Raw genomic sequence first — 24,300 nt, forward strand, 5'->3', positions numbered from 1 at the left:
TATAACAAGAAGGCCGTCCACTTATGCCGTTCCCGCCCCAGCGTCTGTCCCTCGCCATCGCCCTGTTGATCACCGCCACGGCGGCCCACGGCAAAACCGTGCAGATCGACACCGCCACCACGGCAGCACAAACGCTGGGTGGCAGCGACACTTTGACGATTTCGGCGCCGGGCAGCATCACCAACAGCGGCAAGGCCGTGAGCCTGAAAGACAAGACCAGTGGTGCGGGTGTGGTGGTCGATAACGCCGGCAAAATCATCTCGACCGGCGGCCGGGCCATCGACAGCAGTGGCGACCTGAGCAAGGCACGCAACTACACCATCTACAACCGCAGCGGCGGGCAGATTCTCGGCGCCAACGATGCTTTGCGCATCGACAGCAACTTTGTCAGCGGCAGTCTGTTGATCGACAACAGCGGCGTGATTCGCTCCACCACCGGCCAGGGTCTGGACCTCGATGCGCTGCGCAGTGACGGCGTGAAGACCACCATCATCAACCGCGCCAGCGGGCTGATTCGCGGCGACGCCAGCGACGGCATGAAGACCGGCGCGAATGCGACGATCAGCAACTATGGCGAGATTTCCACCGGCGATTCGCACAATGCCGACGAGAAATTCGACGGCATTGATATCGACTCCGCCAGCGGTGTCAGCGTGACCAATTACGGAGTGATTTCCGGTGGCCGGCACGGCATCACTACCGACCTTGGCGCGACGCTGATCAACTACGGGCAAATCACCGGCCGCAACGGCTCCGGCTTCGGTTCCGACGGCGATGGCACGGTGATCAATCACGGCACCATTACTGGCGCTTACTCAGGCTTGCAAGCGAACGGTGACGGCGATGGCGTGGACATCGACAAGATCGCCCACATCGAAAACTACGGGACCATTCAAGGCGTCGGTGCGGGTGGTGTCGACAAGGGCGGTTTCGCCAACGGCAGCGAAGGTATTGCCCTCGGTGGTGGCTACATTCTCAACGCCAGTAACGCTTTGATCAGCGGTGCCGACAGCGCCATTCTGGTTGACGATGGCAGTGGCGGCTCGGGACTGGCGGCGACCACGCTGGAAAACTTCGGCACCATTCAAGGCCTCAACGGTTTCGGTGTGAAGCTCGTCGGCGAGTTCGCCGACAGCGTCATCAACGGCGGCACGATCAGTGGCAGCAATGACCTGGCACTGGATCTGGGTGGCGGCAACGACAGCCTGACCCTGCGCAACGGCAGTCGCTTTGTCGGCGTGGTGGATGGTGGCAGCGGTTACGACCGAGTGGTGATGGATGACGCGGCCGGTGGCAGCTTCGGCGCCAGTCGCAACTTCGAATGGCTGGAGGTCAAGCAAGGCGCGTGGACACTCACCGGCAGCGGCGATTTCAGCGACGGCGGCGCGGTGCGCAACGGCGCCACACTGGTCAACCAGGGCAGCATCGCCGGCAACCTGACCGTGGATGCCGGCGGTGTGTATGCCGGTGGCGGTTCGGTGGGTAGCCTGACTGTCAACGGCACATTGCGCACCGACACCCGCCTCGGTCGCGCAACCATCGTTCGCGATTTGAACATGGCCAGCACAGCCACCCTCGCTTACGGCGTCAACGCCGACGGCAGCAGCGCGCCGGTACAGATCGGCGGCATCGCCAATCTCAATGGCGCAACGCTCGCGGTGAATCCCGGCAGCGGCACGTATCCATGGCAGAGCCATTACACCGTGCTGCAAGCGGCACAGGTGAACGGCACTTTCGGCAAAGTCAGCAGCGACTACGCATTCCTGACGCCGACCCTCGCCTACACCCCCACGCAAGTCGATCTGACCTACACCCGCAATGACGTGGCGTTCAATGAATTCGCCAAGACAGGCAACGGCAGCAACGCCGCCAACAGCCTGGCCTCGATCGGCAAAAACGGCGCGCTGTACAACGCCTTGCTCAATACCAGCCAAAGCAGCGCCGGCACGGCGATCGAGCAACTGGCCGGCGCCAGCAATGCCAACCTGACCAGCGCCACCCTCGGCGCCAGCAGTCAGGTCGGCAGCAGCATGCTCTCGGCGATGCAGCAAATGGGAGGCAGCGCGGGACTGCTGGTCGGTCTCGATCAGCGTGACACACCTGTATTGGCCGCCAATGGCGTGCCGTCCGACGCACGCAATCTGAATGACCCGAATGCGCGCGGCCGCCTCTGGCTGCAAGGCATTGGCGGTTACGGCAAGCTCGACGGCGAACACGGCAGCGGCGGTCTGGAGCAACGCACCAAGGGCAGCGTGTTGGGTGCCGACTGGTCACTTAATTCAGCGTGGCGTCTGGGCGTACTGGGCGGTTATTCGAAAACCGATCTGGACGCGACCGGCGTCGACGGCAACGTCGAGAGCTGGCACGCCGGCGTCTACGCGCTGCATCAGAACGGCCCGATCTCGCTGCGTCTCGGCGCGGCGTACAGCGGTCATCAAGGTGAAAGCAAACGCACCATCGCCTTCAATGGTTTCAACGATCGCCCGAAAGGTGACTACGACGCCGACAGCCAGCAAGCCTTCGCCGAACTCGGCTACGCCATGGGCAGTGGCCGCCTCAGCGCCGAGCCGTTCGCCAGCCTCGGTTATCAGCGCTACCACCGCGACAGCTACCAGGAAAAAGGTGGCGCCGCCGCGCTGCAAGTCGACAGCCAGACCCAAGACAACTTCAGCAGCACCTTCGGCCTGCGCCTGGCGCACTTGAGCAACCTGGACAACGGCATAAGCGTGACCCCACGCATGGCTGCTGGCTGGAAACACACTTATGGCGATGTCGGCAGCTCGACGCGTCAGGCGTTTGTGACTGGCGGCACGGCGTTCAGTGTCGAAGGCAGCTCGCTGGATCGTGACAGCCTGGTGCTGCAGGCCGGGCTGGATGTGGGGATTTCCGCGCGGCATACCTTGGGTGTGGGATACAGCGGCGAGATCGGCAGCAACAGCCGCAATCACGGCTTGATCGGGCAGTGGCAGATGAGTTTTTGAGGGTTGAACAGCCGGCGGGGTCTTGTTTGGTTGTAGGAAAAGGGGCCGCTGCAGCCGAGTAAAAGGCTTGGTTGCGGATCTTGCGGTCATTTTCTACAAAACGATGCGATGTCGCCTGCAAGGCTTCGGGAAGCAGCCGACATCGGATTTTTTGGGGCATCAATAGAGTTGGGTCTCCCGTTAAAAGAGGCTGGACTCAATGCCCGTTCAACACATTTTCAAACCAAAACACCTGGCTTTGGCCATTTCGCTGGCGCTGGCTTGCGTAGAGCTTGCCATCGCTCAGGAACCCTCTGAAGTCGCCGATTCACCAGCAGTAATGAATGCGCCGGAACCGTCCAAAACCAACCCTAAACAGATGGCTTTCGAACGGCTTCAGGGGTTTCTCAATGACCCAGGTACGGTGCCTATCGCTTTTAACACCCCTGAAGAAAGCTTTGCAGGTACCGCTGTCAACGATCTGATCAGGCTCACGGACGGCGCAAGTTTTACCGGCCTGCTGGATGGTGGCGCGGGGGATAACGTCCTGCTCCTGGATGCGGCTGCAGGCGGTGAGCTGAAAGACACACGTAATTTCAACGGCCTGCTCCTCAACCGGGGCGACTGGACGCTGAGCTCCAAGGGAGACTTCAAGGAAGGCGCGCTGGTAAACAGCGGTACCGCTTTGACCAACCTGGGGAGCATTAAGGGCGACGTGTATGTCGAGAGCGGTGGCAGCTTTGCCGGTAAAGGTGTTGTGGGAAGCCTGGAGGTCGCCGGCCTGCTCACCGTCAATGGGGTACTTGGCAGCCCGCGCGTGAAAGGCGACTTGCGCTTGTCCCCGACCGCCGAACTGGCTTATGAGGTCACGCCCAGTGGCAGTCAAACGATCAAGGTCGATGGCACTGCCAGGCTGGAAGGCGCCACCCTGAAAGTCGTTGCGGCTCCGGGAGAATATCCGCAAAGCAGACAGTACAAAATCCTCGAAGCCACCAAGGTAGAAGGCGAATTCGGTACGGTCATTAACGACCTCGCCTTCATGACAGCCACACCTCAATACAACAAAAAGTCCGTCGGGCTGACTTACGCCCGTAACGGTGAGCCGCTTTCGAACGCTGCCACGACAGACAACGCTCGTGCCGCTGCCGAGGGTATTGTCGATCCAACAGCACCTGCGCCATCAGCGACACCAACGCCATTGACGGCATCTGCACCAGCTCCAATTTCTGTTCCTGTTTCGACTTCAGCACCGACTCCCATTTCAGAGTCCGCCCCTTCGCCAATGCCGGACGAACCTCTTACTGCGCAAGTTGACGAGTCCGCCGAACAGCCCGCACCTGCGCCAATAAAACCTGCAAACGCAGCAGTCGCCGCGCTTGTGACCAGCGACAAAACCACCGCTCCGGTCGCCCTCGAACAACTCGCCGCAGGCAGCAATGCCAACCTCGCCAAAGCCACGCTGAGCAGTATCACTCCGGTGAGCGCGAGCATGCTTTCGGCCATGCAGCAACTGAATAGCCGTTACGGTTCGGCCTACGGTTCCGGCAACTCGCCGCGTCAGGCCGCCGGCGGTGCCGATTCCGGGCGGGTGTGGATTCAGGCGCTCGGCCATGGCGGCAAAGTCGACCGCGAGTTCGACAGTACCCTCAATCACGCGACCCAAGGTCTGGTCATGGGCGCCGACTGGCGGCTCGATGAGCAATGGCATATCGGCCTGATCGGCGGTAAATCGCAGACCAGACTGGACGCTCGGCAATACGATGGCGACCTCGACAGCTGGCACCTCGGTGCCTACGCCGTGCGCCAGGACGGACCGTTCTCACTGCGTCTCGGGGCGACCTATGCCAGCCATGACGGCGACAGCAAACGTCGCGTGGCCTTCAACGGCTTCAGCGATCGCCTCAAGGGCAACTACGACGCCAACACTCAGCAAGCCTTTGCCGAACTGGCGGTCAATGTTGGCCGGCACAACGCGACGCTCGAACCATTCGCCAGCGTCGGTTATCAGCGCTACCAGCGCGACAGCTACAGCGAAAAAGGCGGAGATGCGGCGCTGAAAGTCTTTGGGCAAACCCGCGACAACCTCAGCAGCACCTTCGGTCTGCGCACGGCAAAAATCAATCGGCTGGATAACGGCATGACGTTGACGCCGCGCTTCAGTGCCGGCTGGAAACACACCTTTGGCGAGATCGAAAGCGACACCCGCCAGCAACTGGTCAAGGGTGGCAAGCGCTTTGAGGTTGCCGGTGCCGCGCTGGATCGAAACAGTCTGTCGGTGGATGCCGGCCTCGATCTGGGGCTGTCAGCCAATCACTCTGTCGGCGTTGGTCTCACCGGTGAAATGGCCACTGACAGCCGCACTCACGGTGTAATGGGCCAATGGCGCATGGCGTTCTGACTGACTGAACATCGTCACTGTGGGAGCGAGCCTGCTCGCGAATGCGATCTGTCAGTTGAATAAATATCGACTGACACTCCTCTTCGCGAGCAGGCTCCCACATAGGCCTCATGTGATGCAGACAAATTCCGCATAAAAAAAGGGGAGCACATGCCCCCCCGAGGTTTAAAGCGTTGGATCGCGGCGGTTATCTCAGCCTTCGATCTCGATCAGAATTTCGCCCGGATTGACCCGATCACCCTTGGCCACATGAATCGCGGTGACCTTGCCGGCAATCGCTGCCTGGACTTCGGTTTCCATCTTCATCGCTTCGGTGATCAGCACAGCCTGGCCGGCCTTGACGGTATCGCCCTCCTTGACCAGCACATCGACGATGTTGCCTGGCATGGTGGTGCTGACGTGACCCGGGGCCGAGGCTTGCTTGCGCTTGCTGCTGCCACCGCCGACGAATTCGTTGAGCGGTTCGAACACCACTTCTTCCGGCATGCCGTCGATGGACAGGTAGAAGTGACGCTTGCCTTCAGCCTTGACGCCGACACCAGTGATGTCGACGCGGTAGGTTTCGCCGTGAACGTCGATGACGAACTCGGTCGGCACGCCTTCGCCGCCAGCCTTGGTCACACCGCCCGCTTCCGGAATCGGCAGCAGCACTTCCGGCGTCAGGGTGCCGGCGGCACGCTCTTCGAGGAACTTGCGGCCGATGTCCGGGAACATCGCAAAGGTCAGCACGTCTTCTTCGGACTTGGCCAGTGCACCGATATCGGCACGCAGCTTGGTCATTTCCGGCTTGAGCAGATCGGCCGGGCGCACATCGATGACTTCTTCGCTGCCAATCGCCTGACGACGCAGTTTCTCGTTGACCACGCCCGGCGCCTTGCCGTAACCGCCCTGCAGGTAGAGCTTCACTTCGTTGGTGATGGTCTTGTAGCGCTCGCCGGCCAGCACGTTGAAAAACGCCTGGGTGCCGACGATCTGCGAAGTCGGGGTCACCAGCGGCGGGAAGCCGAGGTCTTCACGCACACGCGGGATTTCCGCCAGCACTTCGGCCATGCGATTCAGCGCGCCCTGCTCTTTCAACTGGTTGGCGAGGTTGGAGATCATCCCGCCCGGCACCTGGTTGACTTGCACGCGGGTGTCGACTGCAGTGAATTCGCTTTCGAACTGGTGGTACTTCTTGCGCACGGCGTAGAAGTACAGACCGATCTCTTGCAGCAGTTCGAGGTTCAGACCGGTGTCGTACTCGGTGCCCTTGAGTGCGGCGACCATCGACTCGGTGCCGGGATGGCTGGTGCCCGACGCGAAGCTGGAGATCGCGGTGTCGATATGGTCGGCGCCGTTTTCGATGGCCTTGAGCTGGCACATGGTCGCCAGACCCGCCGTGTCGTGCGAGTGGATGAACACCGGCAGCGACTGCTCAGCTTTCAACGCGCGAACCAGTTCGCCAGTGGCGTACGGGGTCAGCAGACCGGCCATGTCCTTGATCGCCACCGAGTCGCAACCCATGGCTTCCATTTGCTTGGCTTGCGCCACGAACGCGTCAATGGTGTGCACCGGGCTGGTGGTGTAAGCGATGGTGCCCTGGGCATGTTTGCCGGCAGCTTTCACTGCTTCAATGGCCACGCGCAGGTTACGCACGTCGTTCATCGCGTCGAAAATGCGGAACACGTCGATGCCATTCACCGCAGCCTTGGCGACGAAGGCTTTGACCACGTCGTCGCTGTAGTGACGATAGCCGAGCAGGTTCTGCCCGCGCAGAAGCATTTGCAGGCGGGTGTTAGGCAGCGCCGCACGCAGTTGGCGCAGACGCTCCCACGGATCTTCCTTCAGGAAGCGAACACAGGCGTCGAACGTCGCGCCGCCCCAGCATTCCAGCGACCAGTAGCCGACTTTGTCGAGCTTGTCGCAGATCGGCAGCATGTCTTCGGTGCGCATGCGGGTGGCGAGCAGCGATTGGTGAGCGTCGCGCAGGATGGTGTCGGTAACGAAGATCTTCTTGCTCATTGTTGTATTCCTCACAGGCCTGCGTGGGCAGCGATGGCGGCAGCGATGGCCAGGGCCAGCTCTTCGGGTTTGCGCTTGATCGAGTAGTTGGTCAGTTCCGGGTGGCTTTCAACGAAGCTGGTATTGAACTGGCCGCTACGGAATTCCGGGTTGCGCAGGATTTCCTGGTAGTACGCGGCGGTGGTCTTCACACCTTGCAGACGCATGTCGTCAAGGGCGCGCAGGCCACGGTCCATCGCCTCTTCCCAGGTCAGTGCCCAGACCACCAGTTTCAGGCACATCGAGTCGTAGAATGGCGGAATGGTGTAACCGGTGTAGATCGCCGTGTCGGTGCGTACGCCCGGACCACCGGGGGCGTAATAGCGGGTGATCTTGCCGAAGCTCGGCAGGAAGTTGTTCTTCGGGTCTTCGGCGTTGATGCGGAACTGCAACGCGAAACCACGGTGCTGAATGTCTTCCTGCTTCACCGACAGCGGCAGGCCGGAGGCGATGCGAATCTGCTCGCGGACGATGTCGATCCCGGTGATTTCTTCGGTGATGGTGTGCTCCACCTGCACCCGGGTGTTCATCTCCATGAAGTACACCTCGCCCTCGGCGAGCAGGAACTCCACGGTGCCGGCGTTCTCGTAACCCACAGCCTTGGCCGCACGCACCGACAGGTCGCCGATGTAGGCACGCTGTTCCGGAGTCAGTTGCGGGCTCGGGGCGATTTCGATGAGTTTCTGGTTGCGGCGCTGGATCGAGCAGTCACGCTCGAACAGGTGCACGACATTGCCAAAGCTGTCGCCAAGGATCTGCGCTTCGATGTGCTTGGGATTGACGATGCATTTTTCCAGGAACACTTCGGCAGAACCAAAGGCCTTGGTCGCTTCGGAGATGACACGAGGGAAATTCTGTTCGAGTTCTTCGCGGCTGTTGCAGCGACGGATGCCACGACCGCCACCCCCGGAGGTGGCTTTGAGCATCACCGGGTAACCGATACGGTCGCCCTCGGCCAAGGCCTCTTCGATGTCAGCAACGTTGCCTTCGGTGCCCGGCGTCACCGGTACGCCGGCCTTGATCATGCTGCGGCGCGCTTCGGTCTTGTCGCCCATGCGGCGAATGACTTCGGCCGACGGACCAATGAATTTGATTCCGCGTTCGGCGCAGATGTCTGCCAGCTCGGCGTTTTCCGAGAGGAAACCATAGCCGGGGTGCAGTGCATCACAGCCGGTCTCAACCGCCAGGTTCACCAGCTTGCGCGGGTTCAGGTAACCGGCCAGTGGCTCGGCACCGATGCTGTGGGCCTCGTCCGCACGCTTCACATGCAGTGCATGGCGGTCGGCGTCGGAAAAAATCGCAACCGAGCGAATGCCCATTTCGGCGCAGGCTCGCACGATTCGTACGGCAATCTCACCACGGTTGGCGATCAGGATCTTTGTTATCACTTGGAGGTTCCCTTGAGCCGGTGGCACCACGACCTGCTAGACCCAGGTCGACGCGTGACCAAATGTTTCAATTTAGTCGCAGGTCCACACTAGCGCTCATGAGGGATTAACAAAAATGAATAAAAATTGGGTCATGCATAAGTAAAGACTTATAGTTGAAACATCCGCCAGCCGTCAGAGCCTGTAAAAAATGCGTAAGTCCTTGATGCGTATGACATTGCGTCAATTGCAGATCTTCAACGAAGTATGTGATTTACGCTCTTACAGCCGCGCAGCCGAGGAAATGTCCCTCACACAACCGGCCGTCAGCCTACAGATTCGTCAGCTCGAAGAGCTGATCGGCCAGCCATTATTCGATTATGTCGGCAAAAAACTCTACATGACTGAGGCTGCCGAAGCCCTTCAGCGTGCCAGTCGAGACATTTTCGGGCGCCTGGAAAACCTCGATATGCAGCTGTCGGACATGCAGGGCTCGCTGCAAGGTCAGTTGAAACTGGCGGTGGAATCCAGCGCAAAGTATTTCGTGCCGCACCTGTTCGCCGCGTTCAAGCGTCAGCATCCGGAAGTGAATCTGCAACTGACTGTGGTCAACCGTGGCCAGGTGATCCGCAGGCTCTCGGACAACCGCGACGATCTGGTGATCATGTCGATGGTGCCGCAGGACATGGGTCTGGAATTCCTGCCGTTTCTCAACAACCCGATTGTTGCCGTGGCGCGCCCGGATCATCCATTGGCGCACATGGGCCCGCTGCGTTTGCAGGATCTGGAGCCTTACACGCTGCTGATCCGCGAACCGGGGTCGGGTACGCGACTGGCCTGCGAAGAATACTTCAAAGAGAAACGCGTGCACTTCACCCAGACTCAGGAAGTGGCCTCGGCAGAAGCGCAGCGTGAATGTGTGCAGGCGGGTCTGGGCCTGGCGCTGTTGACGCGCCACGCCCTGAACCTGGAGCTGGCGACCGGCGGCCTCGTCGAGTTGCCGGTCGATGAATTGCCGCTTTTCCGTAGCTGGTGCCTGGTGCAAGCCAAGGCCAAACGCTTGTCACCGGTGGCGCACGCCTTCCTGGCGTTTATCCGCAGCGAACGGGTGCAGATCAGCGCGCTGGTTGAGCGTTTCGACGGGAAGCTGCGGGTGCCGCCTGCCAGTGAGTGATCTCGGGAAAATCGCCGATTTCGGCTTGAAGCTGACGAAGTTCGAAGCGATCTTCGATAGCGCGGCGAAATTCCATGCGGCGCTGGTCTTCCTGCTGACGACGGGTTTTCGCGGCGCTGTTGCGTTCTTCGTAGGGCTGAGCCATTTCGAGTCTCCCAAGGCGATGACGGGAGTTTCACGATAGGCGGCGGGGATGACGGTTTGGCTGCGTGTGGATGACAGTGCGATGAAACTTGCGCAGGGTTGTGGTGTTTTTGAGGACGCTATCGCGAGCAGGCTCACTCCCACACTTGATCTCGGTATGACACAGAATTTGTGTACCCCGAAGATCCCCTGTGGGAGCGAGCCTGCTCGCGAATAAGGTCGGAACGACCTTGGATGGCTTCAGTCATCCAGCGCTTTGGCGGCTTTTGGCGACAAGCGCAGACTACGCAGACTACGCTTCACGCTCTTGAGGTGATTAACCAGACTCGGCCCACGCGCCATCGCCACGCCCATCGCCAACACATCAATCACCACCAGATGGGCAATACGCGAAGTCAGCGGTGTATAGATTTCGGTGTCTTCATGCACATCGATCGCCAGATTGACCGTCGACAATTCGGCCAGCGGCGTCTGGCTCGGGCATAGGGTAATCAGTGAAGCGCCGCTCTCACGCACCAGGTTGGCGGTGATCAGCAGATCCTTGGAACGTCCGGACTGCGAAATGCAGATCGCCACATCGGTCGGTTTCAACGTCACCGCCGACATCGCCTGCATGTGCGGATCGGAATACGCCGCTGCAGTCAGCAGCAAACGGAAGAACTTATGCTGCGCATCCGCCGCCACGGCACCCGAGGCGCCGAAGCCGTAGAATTCGACGCGCTGCGCCTGCGACATCAGTGTCACCGCGCGCTGCAACTCAACCGGATCGAGTTTCTCGCGAACCTCCATCAGCGTGTGCAACGTGGTGTCGAAAATCTTCAGGCTGTAATCGGCGACCGAGTCGTCTTCATGGATCGCAAACTGGCCGAAGCTGGCACCGGCCGCGAGGCTTTGCGCCAGTTTGAGTTTGAGATCCTGAAAACCGGAACAACCGATGGCGCGACAGAAGCGCACGATGGTCGGCTCGCTGATGCCGACGCTGTGGGCCAGGTCGGCCATGGAACTGTGCATCACCGCCGCAGGGTCAAGCAGCACGTGGTCGGCGACCTTGAGCTCCGACTTGCGTAACAGGTGACGTGACTGGGCGATGTGTTGCAGCAGATTCAAGGGGCTGGACTCTTCTTATGGGCAAGGATGTAGCACGCTTGTAGTTATACTACATGAATTGGCTTTTTGCCTGCTCAATGCGTAACTCGATGTCCCCATATCAGGCGCGATGAAGCGCATGTAGCCCTTAAAACGGTTTTTCCTGTTCACGCAAAAGCCCCGCCAGACTGTCAGCCTCCACGGGCCGGCTGATCAGATAGCCCTGCACTTCATCGCAACGCTCGGCACGTAAAAATTCCAGCTGATCCTGGCGCTCGACGCCTTCGGCCACGACTTTCAGCGACAGCCCATGGGCCATGGCAATGATCGCCCGAGTGATCGCCGCATCTTCACTGCCCTCACCCAAGCCGCGAATGAACGCTTGATCGATCTTCACGTAATCCACCGGAATACGCTTGAGGTAACTCAGCGATGAATAGCCGGTGCCGAAATCATCGATCGCCAGTTTCACCCCCAGATCGCGCAGTTGCTGAAAGGTCGCGATGATATGTTCGACGCTGTCGAGCAACTGGCTTTCGGTCAGCTCCAGCTCGAGGTAGTGCGGCGCCAGCCCGGTTTCCTCCAGCACCTGGCGCACCAGACTGACCAGCTTGCCCTGACGCAATTGATGCACCGACAGGTTCACCGAAACGCGGATCGGCTCCAGCCCCTGACGCTGCCACTCGCAGGCCTGCCAGCACGCCTGGCGCAAGACGAATTCGCCGATTGGCCCAATCAGGCCGGTTTCCTCGGCCAGCCCGATGAAGTCCCCCGGCGGCACTCGCCCCATGGTCGGGTGATCCCAGCGCACCAGCGCTTCCGCCGCATTCAGCCGTCCGGTTTGCAGGCACAGCTTCGGCTGATAAAACACCTTCAGCTGCTTTTCCTCGATAGCTTTGCGCAACTGATTTTCCAGCTGCAAGCGCTCAAGGGTGCTGGCCTGCAGGCTGTCGGTGTAGAACTGGAAATTGTTACCGCCCAGGTGCTTGGCGTGTTGCATGGCCATGTTCGACTGGCTGACCAGCGCAGAAATCTCCCGGGCGTTGTCCGGCAGCATGCTGATGCCCATCGAGGCGCTGACCACCAGCTCATGACCATCAACCGTCAACGGCAAGCGCAGCTTGGTCGACAATCGCGTGGCGACCCGAGCCAGGCTCGACAGGTTGCCATAGGCGTCAAACAGCACCGCAAACTCATCACCAGACAATCGGGCGATGGTGTCGGCTTCCGGCAAGGCGTTGACCAGCCGGCGCGCCATTTTCTGCAGCAACTGGTCGGCAATCTCATGGCCAAGGCTGTCGTTAAGCAATTTGAAACGATCAAGATTGATGTGCAGCAACGCCAGACTGCGTCGGCCCTGACGCGAACGTTGATGCGCTTCATGCAAGCGCTCGCGGAACAGCGAGCGGTTGGCCAGACCGGTGAGTTCGTCGTAATGGGTCAGGTAACGCATGCGCTCTTCGGATTCGCGTCGCGCCGACAGATCGGCGAAGAAACCGACGATATGGCTGACATTTCCCCGACCATCACGCACTGCATTCAGTTGCAGCCACTGCGGATACAGCTCGCCGTTCTTGCGCGTTTCCACCAGTTCGCCCTGCCAACTGCCGTGCTGCTCCAGTGCATGACGGATCGCCACGTAATGGCGGCGCGCATCACGGCTGCACGGTAACTCGACAACGTTGCGCCCGAGCATGTCCTCGATGTCGTAGCCGGTGACCCGGCTGAACGCCTGATTGATCGCGATCAGTGCGTAGTTCGGGTCGAGAATCACGATCCCTTCACTGGCCGCTTCGAATACCGTCGCGGCCAGGCGTTGCTGCTCTTCGAGGCTTTTACTGGCGCTGATGTCGCGCCGGGTGCCGACCATGCGAATCACCCGACCGCTGTCGCTGCGTTCTACCGCGCGGCCACGGTCTTCGATCCAGACCCAATGGCCATCGCTGTGACGCACGCGGTATTCGATCTGATAGTCCTCGGTGCGCCCCTTCAAATGCTCGATCAATGCGTATTTCAGCGTCGGCACATCGTCGGGATGCAGGCGCGGCTTGAGGTCGCGCAACAGCGCCGTGACATATTCCGGAGCGAGGCCGAACAGTTCCTGAATCTGCGTGTGGTGGACTTCGTCGGTTTGCAGGTTCCAGTCCCACAGGCCCAACTCACTGGCCTTCAACGCCAGCGCCAGCCGCGCCTCGCTTTTACTCAGGGCCTGATTGGCCGCGTCCAGTTCGCGGCTGCGCTGGGCAACGCGGTCTTCGAGTTCGACCTGGGCTTCGCGTAGCTTGCCCTCGGCGCAGCGGCGATGATCGATTTCCCTGGCCAGTTCCTGATTGAGCTGTTCGCTGCGCGACTGCGTCTGCTGCAGGTGTTCGATCAAGTGCTGATTCTGAAAGCGGCGCAGCAAGCCGCGATCAATCAGGCGATTGACCTGCCACGCGACCACACTCAGCGAGCCGAGCAAGATCAACCCGAGCCAGCCCCAACCTCGCGCCTGCTCGTCGCCACCCCAGAACAGATAACCGATCGCCGGCAACAGGCAGGGCAAGGTAAACGACAGAAATGCCGGCAGGCTCACCGCGTAGGCGACGCTCGCCGACAGAGTCGCGGCGCCAATCAGGCCGAACACCCAGGCTTGTTGCATGAAGTTGTCGGCGGGCACCAGGGCGATGCCGGCGCCGGCCAGCGTCAACCCGGTCATGGTCGAACCAAGCAGAAACATCCGCCGCCAGATCGGTTGCGCCTGACGATCAGGGATTGCCGAGTCGAACGCGGCGACCTGAATCACCCGCAACGCCACCAACGACAGCAACCACACCAGCCAGACGCTGACCACGAAATAGCGCTGCGGGCTCCAGAGCAAACCGGCGCAGACCAGACCATTGATCAACATGAACAGAGTGGGCAACAACGAGCCCTGATACAGCAGACGCGTGCGCTCGACCGCCATTTCGACGGCATAGTGCTTGCGGATAACCCGGGGTTCCACGGAGGGGCCCGACAGTTCGGAGCTGAGGGTCATGGGCAACGTTCTTGTTCTTATAAGGCGGGCGTGCGCCCGAAACGTGGACGGAGCATACACAAGCCGATCCCGTTGCCAAACTGCTCCAGATCATAATTTCAGCGAAACTTTTCCGCCCTTTGCCACCCGCGAAACCCTTGGAGCGCGGCGGGCCGATGCCTGTAGCCAGTGACCGACCGGTCGTCATCGACAGGAGTTTCATCGGCTAATGCAAAGCTCGGTTTGCCCGGGCCTGCGGCGCACCCTAGAATGCCCCGATGCGCGATGATCTCTCCCTTCTGCTGAACTCCCTCAACGATGCCCAACGCCAGGCCGTAGCAGCCCCCGTTGGCCGTCAGTTGGTCCTGGCCGGTGCTGGCTCCGGTAAAACCCGAGTGCTGGTGCACCGTATCGCCTGGTTGATCCAGGTCGAAAACGCCTCGCCCCACTCCATTCTGTCGGTGACCTTCACCAACAAGGCCGCTGCGGAGATGCGTCATCGCATCGAGCAGTTGCTGGGTATCAACCCGGCGGGCATGTGGGTCGGCACCTTCCACGGCCTGGCGCACCGCTTGCTGCGGGCGCACTGGCAGGAAGCCGGACTGAGCCAGACTTTCCAGATTCTCGACAGCGACGACCAGCAACGGCTGGTCAAGCGGGTGATCCGCGAGCTCGGTCTCGACGAGCAGCGCTGGCCAGCCCGTCAGGCGCAGTGGTTCATCAACGGCCAGAAAGACGAAGGCCTGCGCCCGCAGCACATTCAGGCCAGCGGTGATTTGTACCTGGCGACCATGCGCGGCATTTACGAGGCCTACGAGGCGGCGTGCCAGCGTGCCGGCGTCATCGATTTCTCCGAACTGCTGCTGCGTGCCCTCGACCTGTGGCGCGATCACCCGGGCCTGCTGGCGCACTACCAGAAGCGCTTCCGCCATATTCTGGTGGACGAATTCCAGGACACCAACGCCGTGCAGTACGCCTGGTTGCGCCTGCTCGGCAAGGGTGGCGACAGCCTGATGGTGGTCGGCGACGACGACCAGTCGATTTACGGCTGGCGTGGCGCGAAGATCGAAAACATTCATCAGTACTCCTCCGACTTCGCGGATTCGGTAACCATTCGTCTGGAGCAGAACTACCGCTCCACCGCCGGCATCCTCAAGGCTGCCAACGCCCTGATCGCCAACAACACCGGGCGTCTGGGCAAAGAGCTATGGACCGACGGCGGTGACGGCGAAGCAATCAATCTGTACGCCGCGTTCAACGAACACGACGAAGCACGCTACGTTGTCGAAACCATCGAAAGCGCGCTGAAAACCGGCCTGGCCCGTAGCGATATCGCGATTCTCTATCGCTCCAACGCCCAATCACGCGTTTTGGAAGAAGCTTTGCTGCGCGAGCGCATTCCCTACCGTATCTATGGTGGTCAGCGCTTCTTCGAGCGTGCAGAAATCAAGAACGCCATGGCCTACCTGCGTTTGCTCGAAGGTCGCGGCAACGATGCGGCGCTGGAACGGGTGATCAACGTGCCGGCCCGTGGCATCGGCGAGAAAACTGTCGAAGCGATCCGCGATCACGCGCGCCACAGCGATGTGTCGATGTGGGAAGCGATGCGCCAACTGGTCGCCAATAAAGGCCTGACCGGTCGCGCGGCCGGTGCGCTGGGTGCGTTTATCGAGCTGATCGAGAATCTCGCTGCCAAGTGCATGGAAATGCCGCTGCACTTGATGACGCAAACCGTCATCGAGCAGTCCGGGCTGATCGCTTATCACGAAGCGGAAAAAGGCGAGAAAGGCCAGGCTCGGGTAGAAAACCTTGAGGAACTGGTCAGCGCCGCGCGCAACTTCGAGAACACCGAAGAAGACGAAGAGTTGACGCCACTGGCGGCATTCCTCGGCCACGCTTCGCTGGAAGCCGGTGACACTCAGGCCGACGAGCACGAAGACAGCATTCAGCTGATGACCCTGCACAGCGCCAAAGGCCTGGAATTCCCTTACGTGTTCCTCGTGGGCATGGAAGAAGGCCTGTTCCCGCACAAGATGAGCCTGGAAGAACCGGGGCGTCTTGAAGAAGAACGGCGTCTGGCTTACGTGGGCATCACCCGGGCGATGCAGAATCTGGTGATGACCTATGCTGAAACCCGACGCCTGTACGGCAGCGAGACCTACAACAAGGTCTCGCGTTTCGTCCGCGAAGTACCGAAGGGCCTGATTCAGGAAGTGCGTCTGTCGAACAGCGTCAGCCGACCGTTCGGCGGCAATCAGTCGATGAGCGGCAGCAACCTGTTCAGCGGTAGCGAAATTCCGGAAACGGGTTTCAGCCTCGGTCAGGCGGTACGCCATTCGATCTTTGGTGACGGCGTGATCCTCAACTTCGAGGGCGCCGGCGCGCAGGCAAGGGTGCAGGTGAACTTCAGCGAAGGCAGCAAGTGGCTGATGCTCGGCTACGCCAAGCTGGAAGCGATCTGACCCCGATTTTGCTGTTTTTGTGGGAGCGAGCCTGCTCGCGAATGAAATCACCGCGGTTGATCTGATAGACCGCGGTGCGGCGTTCGCGAGCAGGCTCGCTCCCACAGGGTTTGGCGGTGGATAATCGAACGAGGACATTTCCATGGGCTCAGGCTTCTTCTCTTCCTGGACATTCTGGGCCCTGCTCTCGGCCACTTTCGCCGCATTGACGGCGATCTTCGCCAAAGTCGGCATCGAAAACGTCAATTCCGACTTCGCCACTCTATTGCGCACGATCGTGGTACTGGTCAGCCTGGCCTTGATTTTGTACGCAACGGGCCAATATCAGTCATTAGGATCAATATCCGCCAAGAGCTACCTGTTCCTGCTGTTGTCCGGACTGGGCACGGGCGCATCGTGGCTATGCTACTTCCGCGCGTTGAAAGTCGGCCCGGCCTCGCTGGTCGCGCCGGTGGACAAACTCAGCGTAGTGCTGGTGGCGGTGCTTGGCGTGACCCTGCTGGGCGAGAGACTTGATTTGCGCCAGTGGGGCGGTATCGGCCTTATCACCGCCGGTGTGGTGATGCTGGCGTTTCGTCGCTAAGCACGTTTTCCCACTGAACCTGTCCCCGTTTCCTACAGCCAAATGTACATGGCCTTATTGCCCCGACCGAGCTGAACGTAACCTGTCAGGCAAAAGCCCGAAACACTCTCTCGCTAGCCAGTAACACTTCAGCTGTGCAACATGGCGCGCGTGTCTCCACAAACGGGAATTCCCTTTATGAAACGTTTTCTTAGCATCGCCATGGCGTTGTGCATCGGCCTGACGATGAGCCTCGACGCCAACGCCAAGCGCTTTGGTGGTGGCAAAAGCGCCGGCGCTGCGCCGACGCACCAGACCAGCCAGATGGCTCCTTCTTCTCCAGGTGTCGGCGGCGCTGCTGCGACCGCAGGTGCTGCCGGTGCCGCTGGCGCTGCGGCCAAGGCCGGCGGTGCTTCGAAATGGCTCGGCCCTCTGGCCGGTATCGCCGCCGGTGGCCTGCTCGCTTCCATGTTCATGGGCGGCGGCTTCCAGGGCATGCAGATCTTCGACATCCTGATCATGGCCGTGATCGCGTTCGTGATCTTCCGCTTCATCGCCGCGCGTCGACGCAAGCAGCAGGAGCAATTCGCTCCGGCCGGCGCGCCGATGCAGCGTGAAGCGTTCGAGCAGAAGCCTGCTGCCATGGGTTCGATCTTCGGTGGTTCGGCTGCACCTGCTGCCGCCCGTCCGGTGATCAACGCGCCGGCCTGGTTCAATGAGCAGAACTTCCTTGAAGCTGCACGCAGCCACTTCCAGTCGCTGCAGCAGCACTGGGATGCCAACGAAATGGACAAGATCGCCGAGTTCGTGACCCCGCAAATGCTCGAGTTCCTCAAGCGTGAGCGTGCGGATCTGGGCGACGCGTTCCAGTCGACCTACATCGACAACCTCCAGGTACAACTGGATGGCGTGGATGACCGTGCTGACAAGACCATCGCCACCCTGACCTTCAGCGGTGTGTCGAAGTCCTCGCGCTTCGACCAGGGCGAAGTGTTCAGCGAAAGCTGGAACATGGAACGTCCGCAGGGCGAGAACCAGCCTTGGCTGGTTGCCGGTATCCGCCAGAACGGCTGATCCCTCCCCATGCTTCACTTGCGGTAATAAAAACCCCAGCCTCGGCTGGGGTTTTCTATTTCACGGTTGCATCTATAGCGAGCTACTGTATAAACCGGCCCATATAAACCGCGCCATTCAAGCAAGAGGATCCCGGACGTGGAAGAAATCATCGAACAACTGCGTGAAGCCAACGAACCCGTGCCGGTTCCTTTGGAGTTGCCTGACGAAGATCTGCTGGTCGAAATCGAAGAACAGCTGTTCATCGACATTCCGTTTGTCTTCAGAGAGTTTTTGCTGACCGTCAGCGATGTGGTGTACGGCAGCCTTGAGCCGGTGACCGTCACCGACCCACAATCCCACACCTACTTGCCGGATGTAGCCGCCAACGCCTGGGATGCCGGAGTTGATCGTAGCCTGATCCCGATCTGTCAGGACGGCGACGACTACTACTGTGTCGAAGAGGATGGCACGGTGGTGCTGTGGCAGGCCGAAGAAGAGTTGATTGCCGAGGAAACCTGGGAATCGGTGTGGCACTGGGCGCGGGACGTCTGGCTGGAAAGCTGATCGGCCAGCCGCCCCAACGGTTCAGTGCCCCGACGACTCCTTGTGGTTGTCGAGGGTTTCCAGCAGCGCCACCTGCATCCGCGTGTGCACGCGGATGAACCAGCGCCAGAGCAGCGCCGCCACGGCGGCCGCGACCACGGCGATCAGTACCAGCAACTTGTTGGTCGGCAAGATACTGGCCGACAAGGCTGCCAACAGCAGGAAAATCACCAGCAGCGAGAGGATCGGGATCACTTCGGAGATCACCCGACGCACTCGCTGCGTGTGACGCCCGGCCATCTCTGGCTTGACACCCATCTCCGCCAGCAGCATCGACAAAGCCTTGAGCTTGCGATACGCCGCAATCAAAAACGGCAGCGAGACCAGCAACGCCCCGCCCCAGATCAGCGCCTTTTGCCAGCTCGGATCGCTGATCCAGTCCTGTAGCCAGGCCGAGAGGCGTTCAGCAAAGAATGCCCCGCTAAAGAAGATCGCAATCACCAACGCCAGATTGACCCCGACCTGGAGCAAGATCTTGCGGATGATCGACGCCAGCATCGCGCCCTCGCCTTGCGGCTGGATACTGCGCAGCCATTCGCCGTACATACCCAGCACGCGACCAAGAGGCTTGGGCACCGCCGCCGACAACTTGATCGACAGCGGATCAGCCGCACGAATCAGATACGGCGTCAGCAGCGTGGTAATCACCGACACGGCCACAGCGACCGGATAAAGGAAATTGCTGGTGACCTGCAAGGTCATGCCCAGCGCGGCGATGATGAAGGAAAATTCGCCAATCTGTGACAGCCCCATCCCGACGCGCAGTGAGGTACGTCCGTCATTGCCGGCGATAAACGCCCCGAGGCCGCAGGACAACATCTTGCCGAGCACAACGGCTACGGTGATCACCGCAATCGGCCACGCGTATTCGAGCAGAATCAGCGGGTCGAGCATCAGGCCGATGGCAACAAAGAAAATCGCACTGAACAGGTCGCGAACCGGCTCGATCAGCCGCTCGATCTTCAGCAATTGCCGCGACTCGGCCATGATCGCGCCGATCAGGAAGGCGCCGAGCACCATGCTGTACTCAAGCTTGACCACCAGCAGACAGAAGCCGAAACACAGGCCCAGCACGGTGATCAGGAGCATTTCGTTGCTTTCGAATTTGGCCACATAAGCCAGCAGGCGCGGCACCAGCAGGATGCCAATGACCAGCGCGACGATCATGAACAACGAGAGTTTGCCGACAGTGGAGAACACCTCACCGGAGCTGACCGTACCGCTGACGGCGATGCTGGATAGCAGTGCAATGATGCCGATGCCGAGGATGTCTTCGACGATCAGCACGCCGAAGATCAACTGCGCAAAGCGCTCGTTCTTCATCTTCAGGTCATTGAGCGCCTTGACGATGATGGTGGTCGAGGAGATCGCCAGAATCGCGCCGAGGAACAGCGAGTCCATGGTGTTCCAGTCGAACCAGCGACCGATTTCGTAGCCGATCCAGATCATCAGGACGATTTCGAGAAACGCCGCGATAAACGCCGTGGCGCCGACCTTGAACAGCTTGCGCAGGCTGAACTCCAGCCCGAGGCAGAACATCAGGAAAATCACCCCGAGTTCGGCGAGGGTCTTGATGGTTTCTTCGTCGTGGATCAGGCCGAACGGCGGCGTGTGCGGGCCGATGATGAAACCAGCGACGATGTAGCCAAGCACCACCGGCTGCTTGAAACGGTGGAACAACACGGTCACCACACCTGCGACCAACATGATCACTGCCAGGTCCTGAATGAAACTGATGGCATGCATGGCGTGGGCTCCTTGAATAACGAGGCTCGCGGGCAGACGTCAGAAAAGTCTGGGCGAGCTAGGTAAAAATCCGCTTTTGGTGTGGGAATTGCCCTTGAGGCGGGCTTTTGCAGGGTAACACCGCGACTTCCGCCTGGAAGGCGGTGCAATATATGGAAACAGATCGATTCCGGCGTGACGGCGGCCAGTCGCCCGGCGTCCCGATAACGGTGCTTTTGAAAAGCGACCAGGCACCCGCAGAGGTGCTTCCAGCAACCAGCCTTGATCCGTGAGAACGTTATGGAACCCGGAAACGCCCAGCTGTCGATGACGGTACTGATGACCCCCGACATGGCCAACTTCTCTGGCAATGTCCACGGCGGCACCCTGCTCAAATACCTCGACGAAGTGGCTTATGCCTGCGCGAGCCGCTATGCCGGCCGCTACGTGGTGACCCTGTCGGTAGATCAGGTGATTTTCCGCGAGCCGATTCATGTCGGCGAACTGGTGACCTTCCTCGCCTCGGTCAACTACACCGGCAACACCTCGATGGAAGTCGGCATCAAAGTCGTCACCGAGAACATCCGCGAACGCTCGGTGCGCCACACCAACAGCTGCTTCTTCACCATGGTCGCGGTGGATGATCAGCGCAAACCGGCCGCCGTGCCGCCGCTGCAACCGCAGAACAGTGAAGACAAGCGTCGTTATATGCAGGCGCAGCAGCGTCGGCAGATTCGCCAGGAGCTGGAGAAGCGCTATCAGGAGATCAAGGGCGACGCTTGAGATTTGTAGCGCTCAGACGACCGCTTTCGCGAGCAGGCTCGCTCCCACATTTGAAATGCATTCATCTGTGGGAGCGAGCCTGCTCGCGAATGGGGGCAGCGCGGTCTTAAAGACTGATTGCAGTAGCCTCGAACTTCACCCGCGGATGCGCAATCCGATCCTGCGCCCGCACCAGTTGCAGTTCATAACAGGCGCAAGCCTGAGTTTCCAGCAGCACCTCATGCACCGCCGCTGCGGTGAATTCGAACGCGGCTACCAGGCTGTCACCCAACAGCACCCGCGCCAGGAACAGGCCGGATGTCAGATCGCCCACACCCACCGGCTGACGGGGAAACGCCAGCAGCGGACGACGCAGATGCCAGCTACCTTCGGCCGTCACCAGCAACATCTCGAAGCCATCCGCCGGTTTGCCCGGATAATCCAGATGCTTGACCAGCACCGCTTTCGGCCCGCGCGTCAGCAGCGCACGCGCCATCGCCAGGCAATCAAACAAGGACTGCGGCTTGCGCCCGGAAAAGCTGTCCAGCTCCAACTGGTTCGGGCACATGATGTCCGCCACGGCGGCCGCCTCCTCCAGGAGGAAATCGCTGACTTCGGTCGGCACGCTGCAGCCCTTCTCCGGATGGCCCATCACCGGGTCACACAGATACAGCGCCTTCGGATTGACCGACTTGATGCGTTCGACACCGCTGAGAATCGCCCGGCCCTGCGCCGCGCTGCCGAGGTATCCGGACAGCACCGCATCGCAGTTGCCCAGCTCGCCAATCGCGGCGATGCCTTCGACCAGCTCGGGAATCTGCTGCGGCGCCAGCACTTCGCCGGCCCATTGGCCGTACTGGGTGTGGTTGGAAAACTGCACGGTGTTGAGCGGCCAGACATTGACCCCGACCCGCTGCATCGGAAAAACCGCGGCGCTGTTGCCGGCGTGGCCGAACACCACGTGGGACTGAATGGCGAGCAGATGAGGCGTACGTTTCATTCGGGTCATTCCGTAAAACGATTGAAATTCAAGCCGCGCAGTATGCGACGAAACGCAGCCTGTACGACAGGCCGGCGACGCAGTTAAGCTGACGCTATCTTTTGGAGTTCGATGTTGATGCTGACCCTGGAAAACATCTTCGTGCTGATACTGTTCGCCGCTGCCGGCGCCTGGCTATGGCACAACCACGGCTTGCGCGAACGCGCTCTGGAGCGGGTCAAACAGCATTGTCTGAACGTGCGGGTCGAGTTGCTCGACGGCAACGTTGCCCTGAAGAAGATCGGGTTCATCAAGGACGCCAACGGTCGCCGACGACTGGCGCGGGTGTACAACTTCGAGTTCACCGTGACCGGCGAAACCCGCCATAACGGCACCATCACCCAGTTTGGCGCGCACAGTGCGCAGATCGAACTGGCGCCCTACCCGGCACCGTTCGACGACACGCCACCGGTGGTTGAAGTACACAAGCCGCGCGCCGAAGTCATCGAGTTGAGCCAGTGGCGCCAGGAACACACCAAGTGGAAGCCTTAAAGATCAAAAGATCGCAGCCTTCGGCAGCTCCTACAGGGAATCGCATGTAGGAGCTGCCGAAGGCTGCGATCTTTTGATCTAACTTTCCCGACACCCCGACAAACCCTGCTGCAGCTTTTCAATGTTTTGCGGATCGACGAAGATCAGCTCAATCCGCGAATCCTTTCGCCATTCACTGACCTGCCAAATCAACTCGGCATTATCCAAAGCATTCGCAGACACCCAACCCTCCGAGCTGTGGATAACCAGTTTCGCCCGCTGCCAATTGAGGCGGGCGAGCCAGTCAGCGATGCACCGCTTGTCGAACGTTTGCCCCGGATGCCAACGCCAACCAATGCTCCAGCCGCCCTCCTGCGCCTGACTCAGGCAAATCGGCAGCGTCGGATCAGTCCAGACGGCCGGCATTTGTCCTGATCCGTTGGGTACGGCCAGGTTATCCACACCGTTGAGCGCTTTTGTGGCCAGGCCCGGCAGTTCGCTCAGGCTCAATTGCGCCTCTCGAGTCCAGATCAACGGCACTGCCGGCAACTGGCTGGCGATTTTTTCCCTGGCCCTGTCATCAAGGTTTTCAGCCTTGTTCAACAACAGCAGGCCAGCGGTTACCAAGGCATCCTGTTGCGCTGCCGGCAAGGCTCTCCCCGCTTCAAGCGCCTGAGCATCCAGCACCAGCACACACGGCTGCACCGCCAGTACACCCAACCACGGCGCCTCATTCAATTGCTTGAGCAACTGTGCTGGATGCCCCAGCCCGGACGGTTCGATGAACAGCCGATCCGGCTTCGCCTTGCGCAACAAACGCCCGAGGCCAATCTGAAACGGCGCGCCATTGACACAGCACAGGCAGCCACCGGCCACTTCGCCCAGTGCGATACCATCGGCGTCACTCGTCAGCAATGCGGCATCAAGGCCGATCTGGCCGAACTCGTTGATCAGCACCGCCCAGCGCTCGCCAGCCGGCCGCTGAGCCATGAGCTGGCGAATCAGGCTGGTCTTGCCGGCGCCCAAAGGGCCAGCAATGACATGGGTAGGAATGTTCTGCAACATGGCCGGAAGCTTTCTTGGGAGATTCAAAGATGCGTTGGATGGGATGGTCGTTGCTGTTAACGCTGCTGTCGAGTGAAGCGTGGGCTCAGGCCTGCGTGGTGCACAGTCAGGGCGAGCGGCTCGACGTCAAAGTCTGTCAGCAGAACCGCAACATTCCGGAAAAACTGTTCAATGACGGTTTCTGCCAGCCAACCCTCGCCGGACAGAACGTCGAAGTGCAATACGTCGATCAATGCCCAAGCGGCGCGTTTGGCGTGTGCAGCAACGCACAAGTCGCCAATATGCCTTATCGCCAGGATATCCACTATTACGGCGTCGCCACCGATGCCGCGTATCTGAAGCCGTACTGCGAAAGCCAAAGCCAGGGTTCTTGGCTCAAGCCCTGAGG

General features: G+C 60.3%; 18 protein-coding genes. 10 read left to right on the forward strand and 8 right to left on the reverse strand.

Going from position 1 to position 24,300, the window contains the following annotated elements; translation table 11 throughout:
- Positions 1-23 precede the first annotated feature (23 nt).
- The gene (locus VY732_RS29470) at positions 24-2,981 is read left to right on the forward strand and encodes an autotransporter outer membrane beta-barrel domain-containing protein (RefSeq protein ID WP_331693158.1); all 2,958 of its coding nucleotides are present in this window, start codon (positions 24-26) and stop codon (positions 2,979-2,981) included.
- A 199-nt stretch (positions 2,982-3,180) separates the two neighbouring features.
- Positions 3,181-5,358, forward strand: a complete 2,178-nt coding sequence (locus VY732_RS29475) for an autotransporter outer membrane beta-barrel domain-containing protein (protein WP_331693159.1) — start codon at positions 3,181-3,183, stop codon at positions 5,356-5,358.
- A 192-nt stretch (positions 5,359-5,550) separates the two neighbouring features.
- Here the strand turns inward: VY732_RS29475 and oadA are convergent, their stop codons facing one another.
- Positions 5,551-7,359, reverse strand: coding sequence for a sodium-extruding oxaloacetate decarboxylase subunit alpha (gene oadA / locus VY732_RS29480; RefSeq protein WP_331693160.1), 1,809 nt, complete (start codon positions 7,357-7,359; stop codon positions 5,551-5,553).
- 11 nt (positions 7,360-7,370) lie between these two features.
- Positions 7,371-8,786: an acetyl-CoA carboxylase biotin carboxylase subunit gene (locus VY732_RS29485; RefSeq protein WP_025112637.1), complete on the reverse strand. Its 1,416-nt coding sequence runs from the start codon at positions 8,784-8,786 to the stop codon at positions 7,371-7,373.
- A 190-nt stretch (positions 8,787-8,976) separates the two neighbouring features.
- Here VY732_RS29485 and VY732_RS29490 point away from each other — a divergent pair, with 190 nt between their 5' ends.
- Entirely contained in the window at positions 8,977-9,939 is a 963-nt protein-coding gene (locus VY732_RS29490) for a LysR family transcriptional regulator (RefSeq protein ID WP_077575110.1), read from the forward strand.
- On the opposite strand, the gene VY732_RS29495 is transcribed toward VY732_RS29490, so the two are convergent.
- From VY732_RS29495 to VY732_RS29505, 3 genes are all read right to left on the reverse strand, one after another.
- The gene (locus VY732_RS29495) at positions 9,881-10,084 is read right to left on the reverse strand and encodes a PA3496 family putative envelope integrity protein (RefSeq protein WP_116028569.1); all 204 of its coding nucleotides are present in this window, start codon (positions 10,082-10,084) and stop codon (positions 9,881-9,883) included. The two genes, VY732_RS29490 and VY732_RS29495, sit on opposite strands and share 59 nt — an antisense overlap.
- 239 nt (positions 10,085-10,323) lie before the next feature.
- Complete coding sequence (hexR, locus tag VY732_RS29500) at positions 10,324-11,190, reverse strand: transcriptional regulator HexR (RefSeq protein ID WP_007912071.1); 867 nt, start codon at positions 11,188-11,190, stop codon at positions 10,324-10,326.
- A 127-nt stretch (positions 11,191-11,317) separates the two neighbouring features.
- Positions 11,318-14,188: a putative bifunctional diguanylate cyclase/phosphodiesterase gene (locus VY732_RS29505; RefSeq protein ID WP_077575112.1), complete on the reverse strand. Its 2,871-nt coding sequence runs from the start codon at positions 14,186-14,188 to the stop codon at positions 11,318-11,320.
- A gap of 257 nt (positions 14,189-14,445) precedes the next feature.
- Between VY732_RS29505 and uvrD the strand changes: the two genes are divergently transcribed.
- The 4 genes from uvrD to VY732_RS29525 all read left to right on the forward strand — a co-directional run bounded on the left by uvrD (position 14,446) and on the right by VY732_RS29525 (position 18,811).
- Positions 14,446-16,629, forward strand: a complete 2,184-nt coding sequence (gene uvrD / locus VY732_RS29510) for a DNA helicase II (RefSeq protein ID WP_007912069.1) — start codon at positions 14,446-14,448, stop codon at positions 16,627-16,629.
- 142 nt (positions 16,630-16,771) lie between these two features.
- Positions 16,772-17,212: an EamA family transporter gene (locus VY732_RS29515; protein ID WP_331693161.1), complete on the forward strand. Its 441-nt coding sequence runs from the start codon at positions 16,772-16,774 to the stop codon at positions 17,210-17,212.
- 177 nt (positions 17,213-17,389) lie between these two features.
- Complete coding sequence (locus VY732_RS29520) at positions 17,390-18,265, forward strand: Tim44 domain-containing protein (RefSeq protein ID WP_127930292.1); 876 nt, start codon at positions 17,390-17,392, stop codon at positions 18,263-18,265.
- Positions 18,266-18,403: 138 nt separating this feature from the next.
- Positions 18,404-18,811, forward strand: coding sequence for an SMI1/KNR4 family protein (locus VY732_RS29525; RefSeq protein ID WP_003187120.1), 408 nt, complete (start codon positions 18,404-18,406; stop codon positions 18,809-18,811).
- Between the two features lie 21 nt (positions 18,812-18,832).
- Here VY732_RS29525 and VY732_RS29530 read toward each other — a convergent pair whose 3' ends face one another.
- Positions 18,833-20,596, reverse strand: coding sequence for a cation:proton antiporter (locus tag VY732_RS29530; protein WP_116028572.1), 1,764 nt, complete (start codon positions 20,594-20,596; stop codon positions 18,833-18,835).
- 279 nt (positions 20,597-20,875) lie between these two features.
- On the opposite strand from VY732_RS29530, the gene VY732_RS29535 reads away from it, so the two are divergent.
- A complete protein-coding gene (locus VY732_RS29535) occupies positions 20,876-21,358 on the forward strand; it encodes an acyl-CoA thioesterase (RefSeq protein WP_003229693.1) in 483 nt (160 codons plus the stop codon).
- Between the two features lie 106 nt (positions 21,359-21,464).
- Here the strand turns inward: VY732_RS29535 and pdxY are convergent, their stop codons facing one another.
- Positions 21,465-22,337, reverse strand: coding sequence for a pyridoxal kinase PdxY (gene pdxY, locus VY732_RS29540; protein WP_331693162.1), 873 nt, complete (start codon positions 22,335-22,337; stop codon positions 21,465-21,467).
- A gap of 117 nt (positions 22,338-22,454) precedes the next feature.
- On the opposite strand from pdxY, the gene VY732_RS29545 reads away from it, so the two are divergent.
- Positions 22,455-22,868 carry a DUF3301 domain-containing protein gene (locus tag VY732_RS29545; RefSeq protein WP_026000521.1) on the forward strand — a complete coding sequence of 138 codons (414 nt, stop codon included), beginning with the start codon at positions 22,455-22,457 and terminating at the stop codon, positions 22,866-22,868.
- A gap of 78 nt (positions 22,869-22,946) precedes the next feature.
- On the opposite strand, the gene VY732_RS29550 is transcribed toward VY732_RS29545, so the two are convergent.
- Positions 22,947-23,912, reverse strand: a complete 966-nt coding sequence (locus VY732_RS29550; protein ID WP_331693163.1) for a CobW family GTP-binding protein — start codon at positions 23,910-23,912, stop codon at positions 22,947-22,949.
- Between the two features lie 29 nt (positions 23,913-23,941).
- Here VY732_RS29550 and VY732_RS29555 point away from each other — a divergent pair, with 29 nt between their 5' ends.
- Complete coding sequence (locus VY732_RS29555; RefSeq protein WP_331693164.1) at positions 23,942-24,298, forward strand: NADH:ubiquinone oxidoreductase; 357 nt, start codon at positions 23,942-23,944, stop codon at positions 24,296-24,298.
- Positions 24,299-24,300: the final 2 nt, after the last annotated feature.

The organism is Pseudomonas sp. ZY71 (assembly GCF_036542145.1).
In the GTDB taxonomy this organism is placed as follows: Bacteria; Pseudomonadota; Gammaproteobacteria; order Pseudomonadales; family Pseudomonadaceae; genus Aquipseudomonas; species Aquipseudomonas koreensis_A.

Bases quoted from the DNA above. Each gene is read 5' to 3' on its own strand.
- VY732_RS29520 (WP_127930292.1), top strand. From the start codon at position 17,390: ATGAAACGTTTTCTTAGCATCGCCATGGCGTTGTGCATCGGCCTGACG.
- VY732_RS29550 (WP_331693163.1), bottom strand. From the start codon at position 23,912: ATGTTGCAGAACATTCCTACCCATGTCATTGCTGGCCCTTTGGGCGCC.
- VY732_RS29515 (WP_331693161.1), top strand. From the start codon at position 16,772: ATGGGCTCAGGCTTCTTCTCTTCCTGGACATTCTGGGCCCTGCTCTCG.
- pdxY (WP_331693162.1), bottom strand. From the start codon at position 22,337: ATGAAACGTACGCCTCATCTGCTCGCCATTCAGTCCCACGTGGTGTTC.
- VY732_RS29530 (WP_116028572.1), bottom strand. From the start codon at position 20,596: ATGCATGCCATCAGTTTCATTCAGGACCTGGCAGTGATCATGTTGGTC.
- VY732_RS29470 (WP_331693158.1), top strand. From the start codon at position 24: ATGCCGTTCCCGCCCCAGCGTCTGTCCCTCGCCATCGCCCTGTTGATC.
- oadA (WP_331693160.1), bottom strand. From the start codon at position 7,359: ATGAGCAAGAAGATCTTCGTTACCGACACCATCCTGCGCGACGCTCAC.
- VY732_RS29545 (WP_026000521.1), top strand. From the start codon at position 22,455: ATGCTGACCCTGGAAAACATCTTCGTGCTGATACTGTTCGCCGCTGCC.
- uvrD (WP_007912069.1), top strand. From the start codon at position 14,446: ATGCGCGATGATCTCTCCCTTCTGCTGAACTCCCTCAACGATGCCCAA.
- VY732_RS29490 (WP_077575110.1), top strand. From the start codon at position 8,977: ATGCGTAAGTCCTTGATGCGTATGACATTGCGTCAATTGCAGATCTTC.
- VY732_RS29475 (WP_331693159.1), top strand. From the start codon at position 3,181: ATGCCCGTTCAACACATTTTCAAACCAAAACACCTGGCTTTGGCCATT.
- VY732_RS29505 (WP_077575112.1), bottom strand. From the start codon at position 14,188: ATGACCCTCAGCTCCGAACTGTCGGGCCCCTCCGTGGAACCCCGGGTT.
- VY732_RS29555 (WP_331693164.1), top strand. From the start codon at position 23,942: ATGCGTTGGATGGGATGGTCGTTGCTGTTAACGCTGCTGTCGAGTGAA.
- VY732_RS29535 (WP_003229693.1), top strand. From the start codon at position 20,876: ATGGAACCCGGAAACGCCCAGCTGTCGATGACGGTACTGATGACCCCC.
- VY732_RS29495 (WP_116028569.1), bottom strand. From the start codon at position 10,084: ATGGCTCAGCCCTACGAAGAACGCAACAGCGCCGCGAAAACCCGTCGT.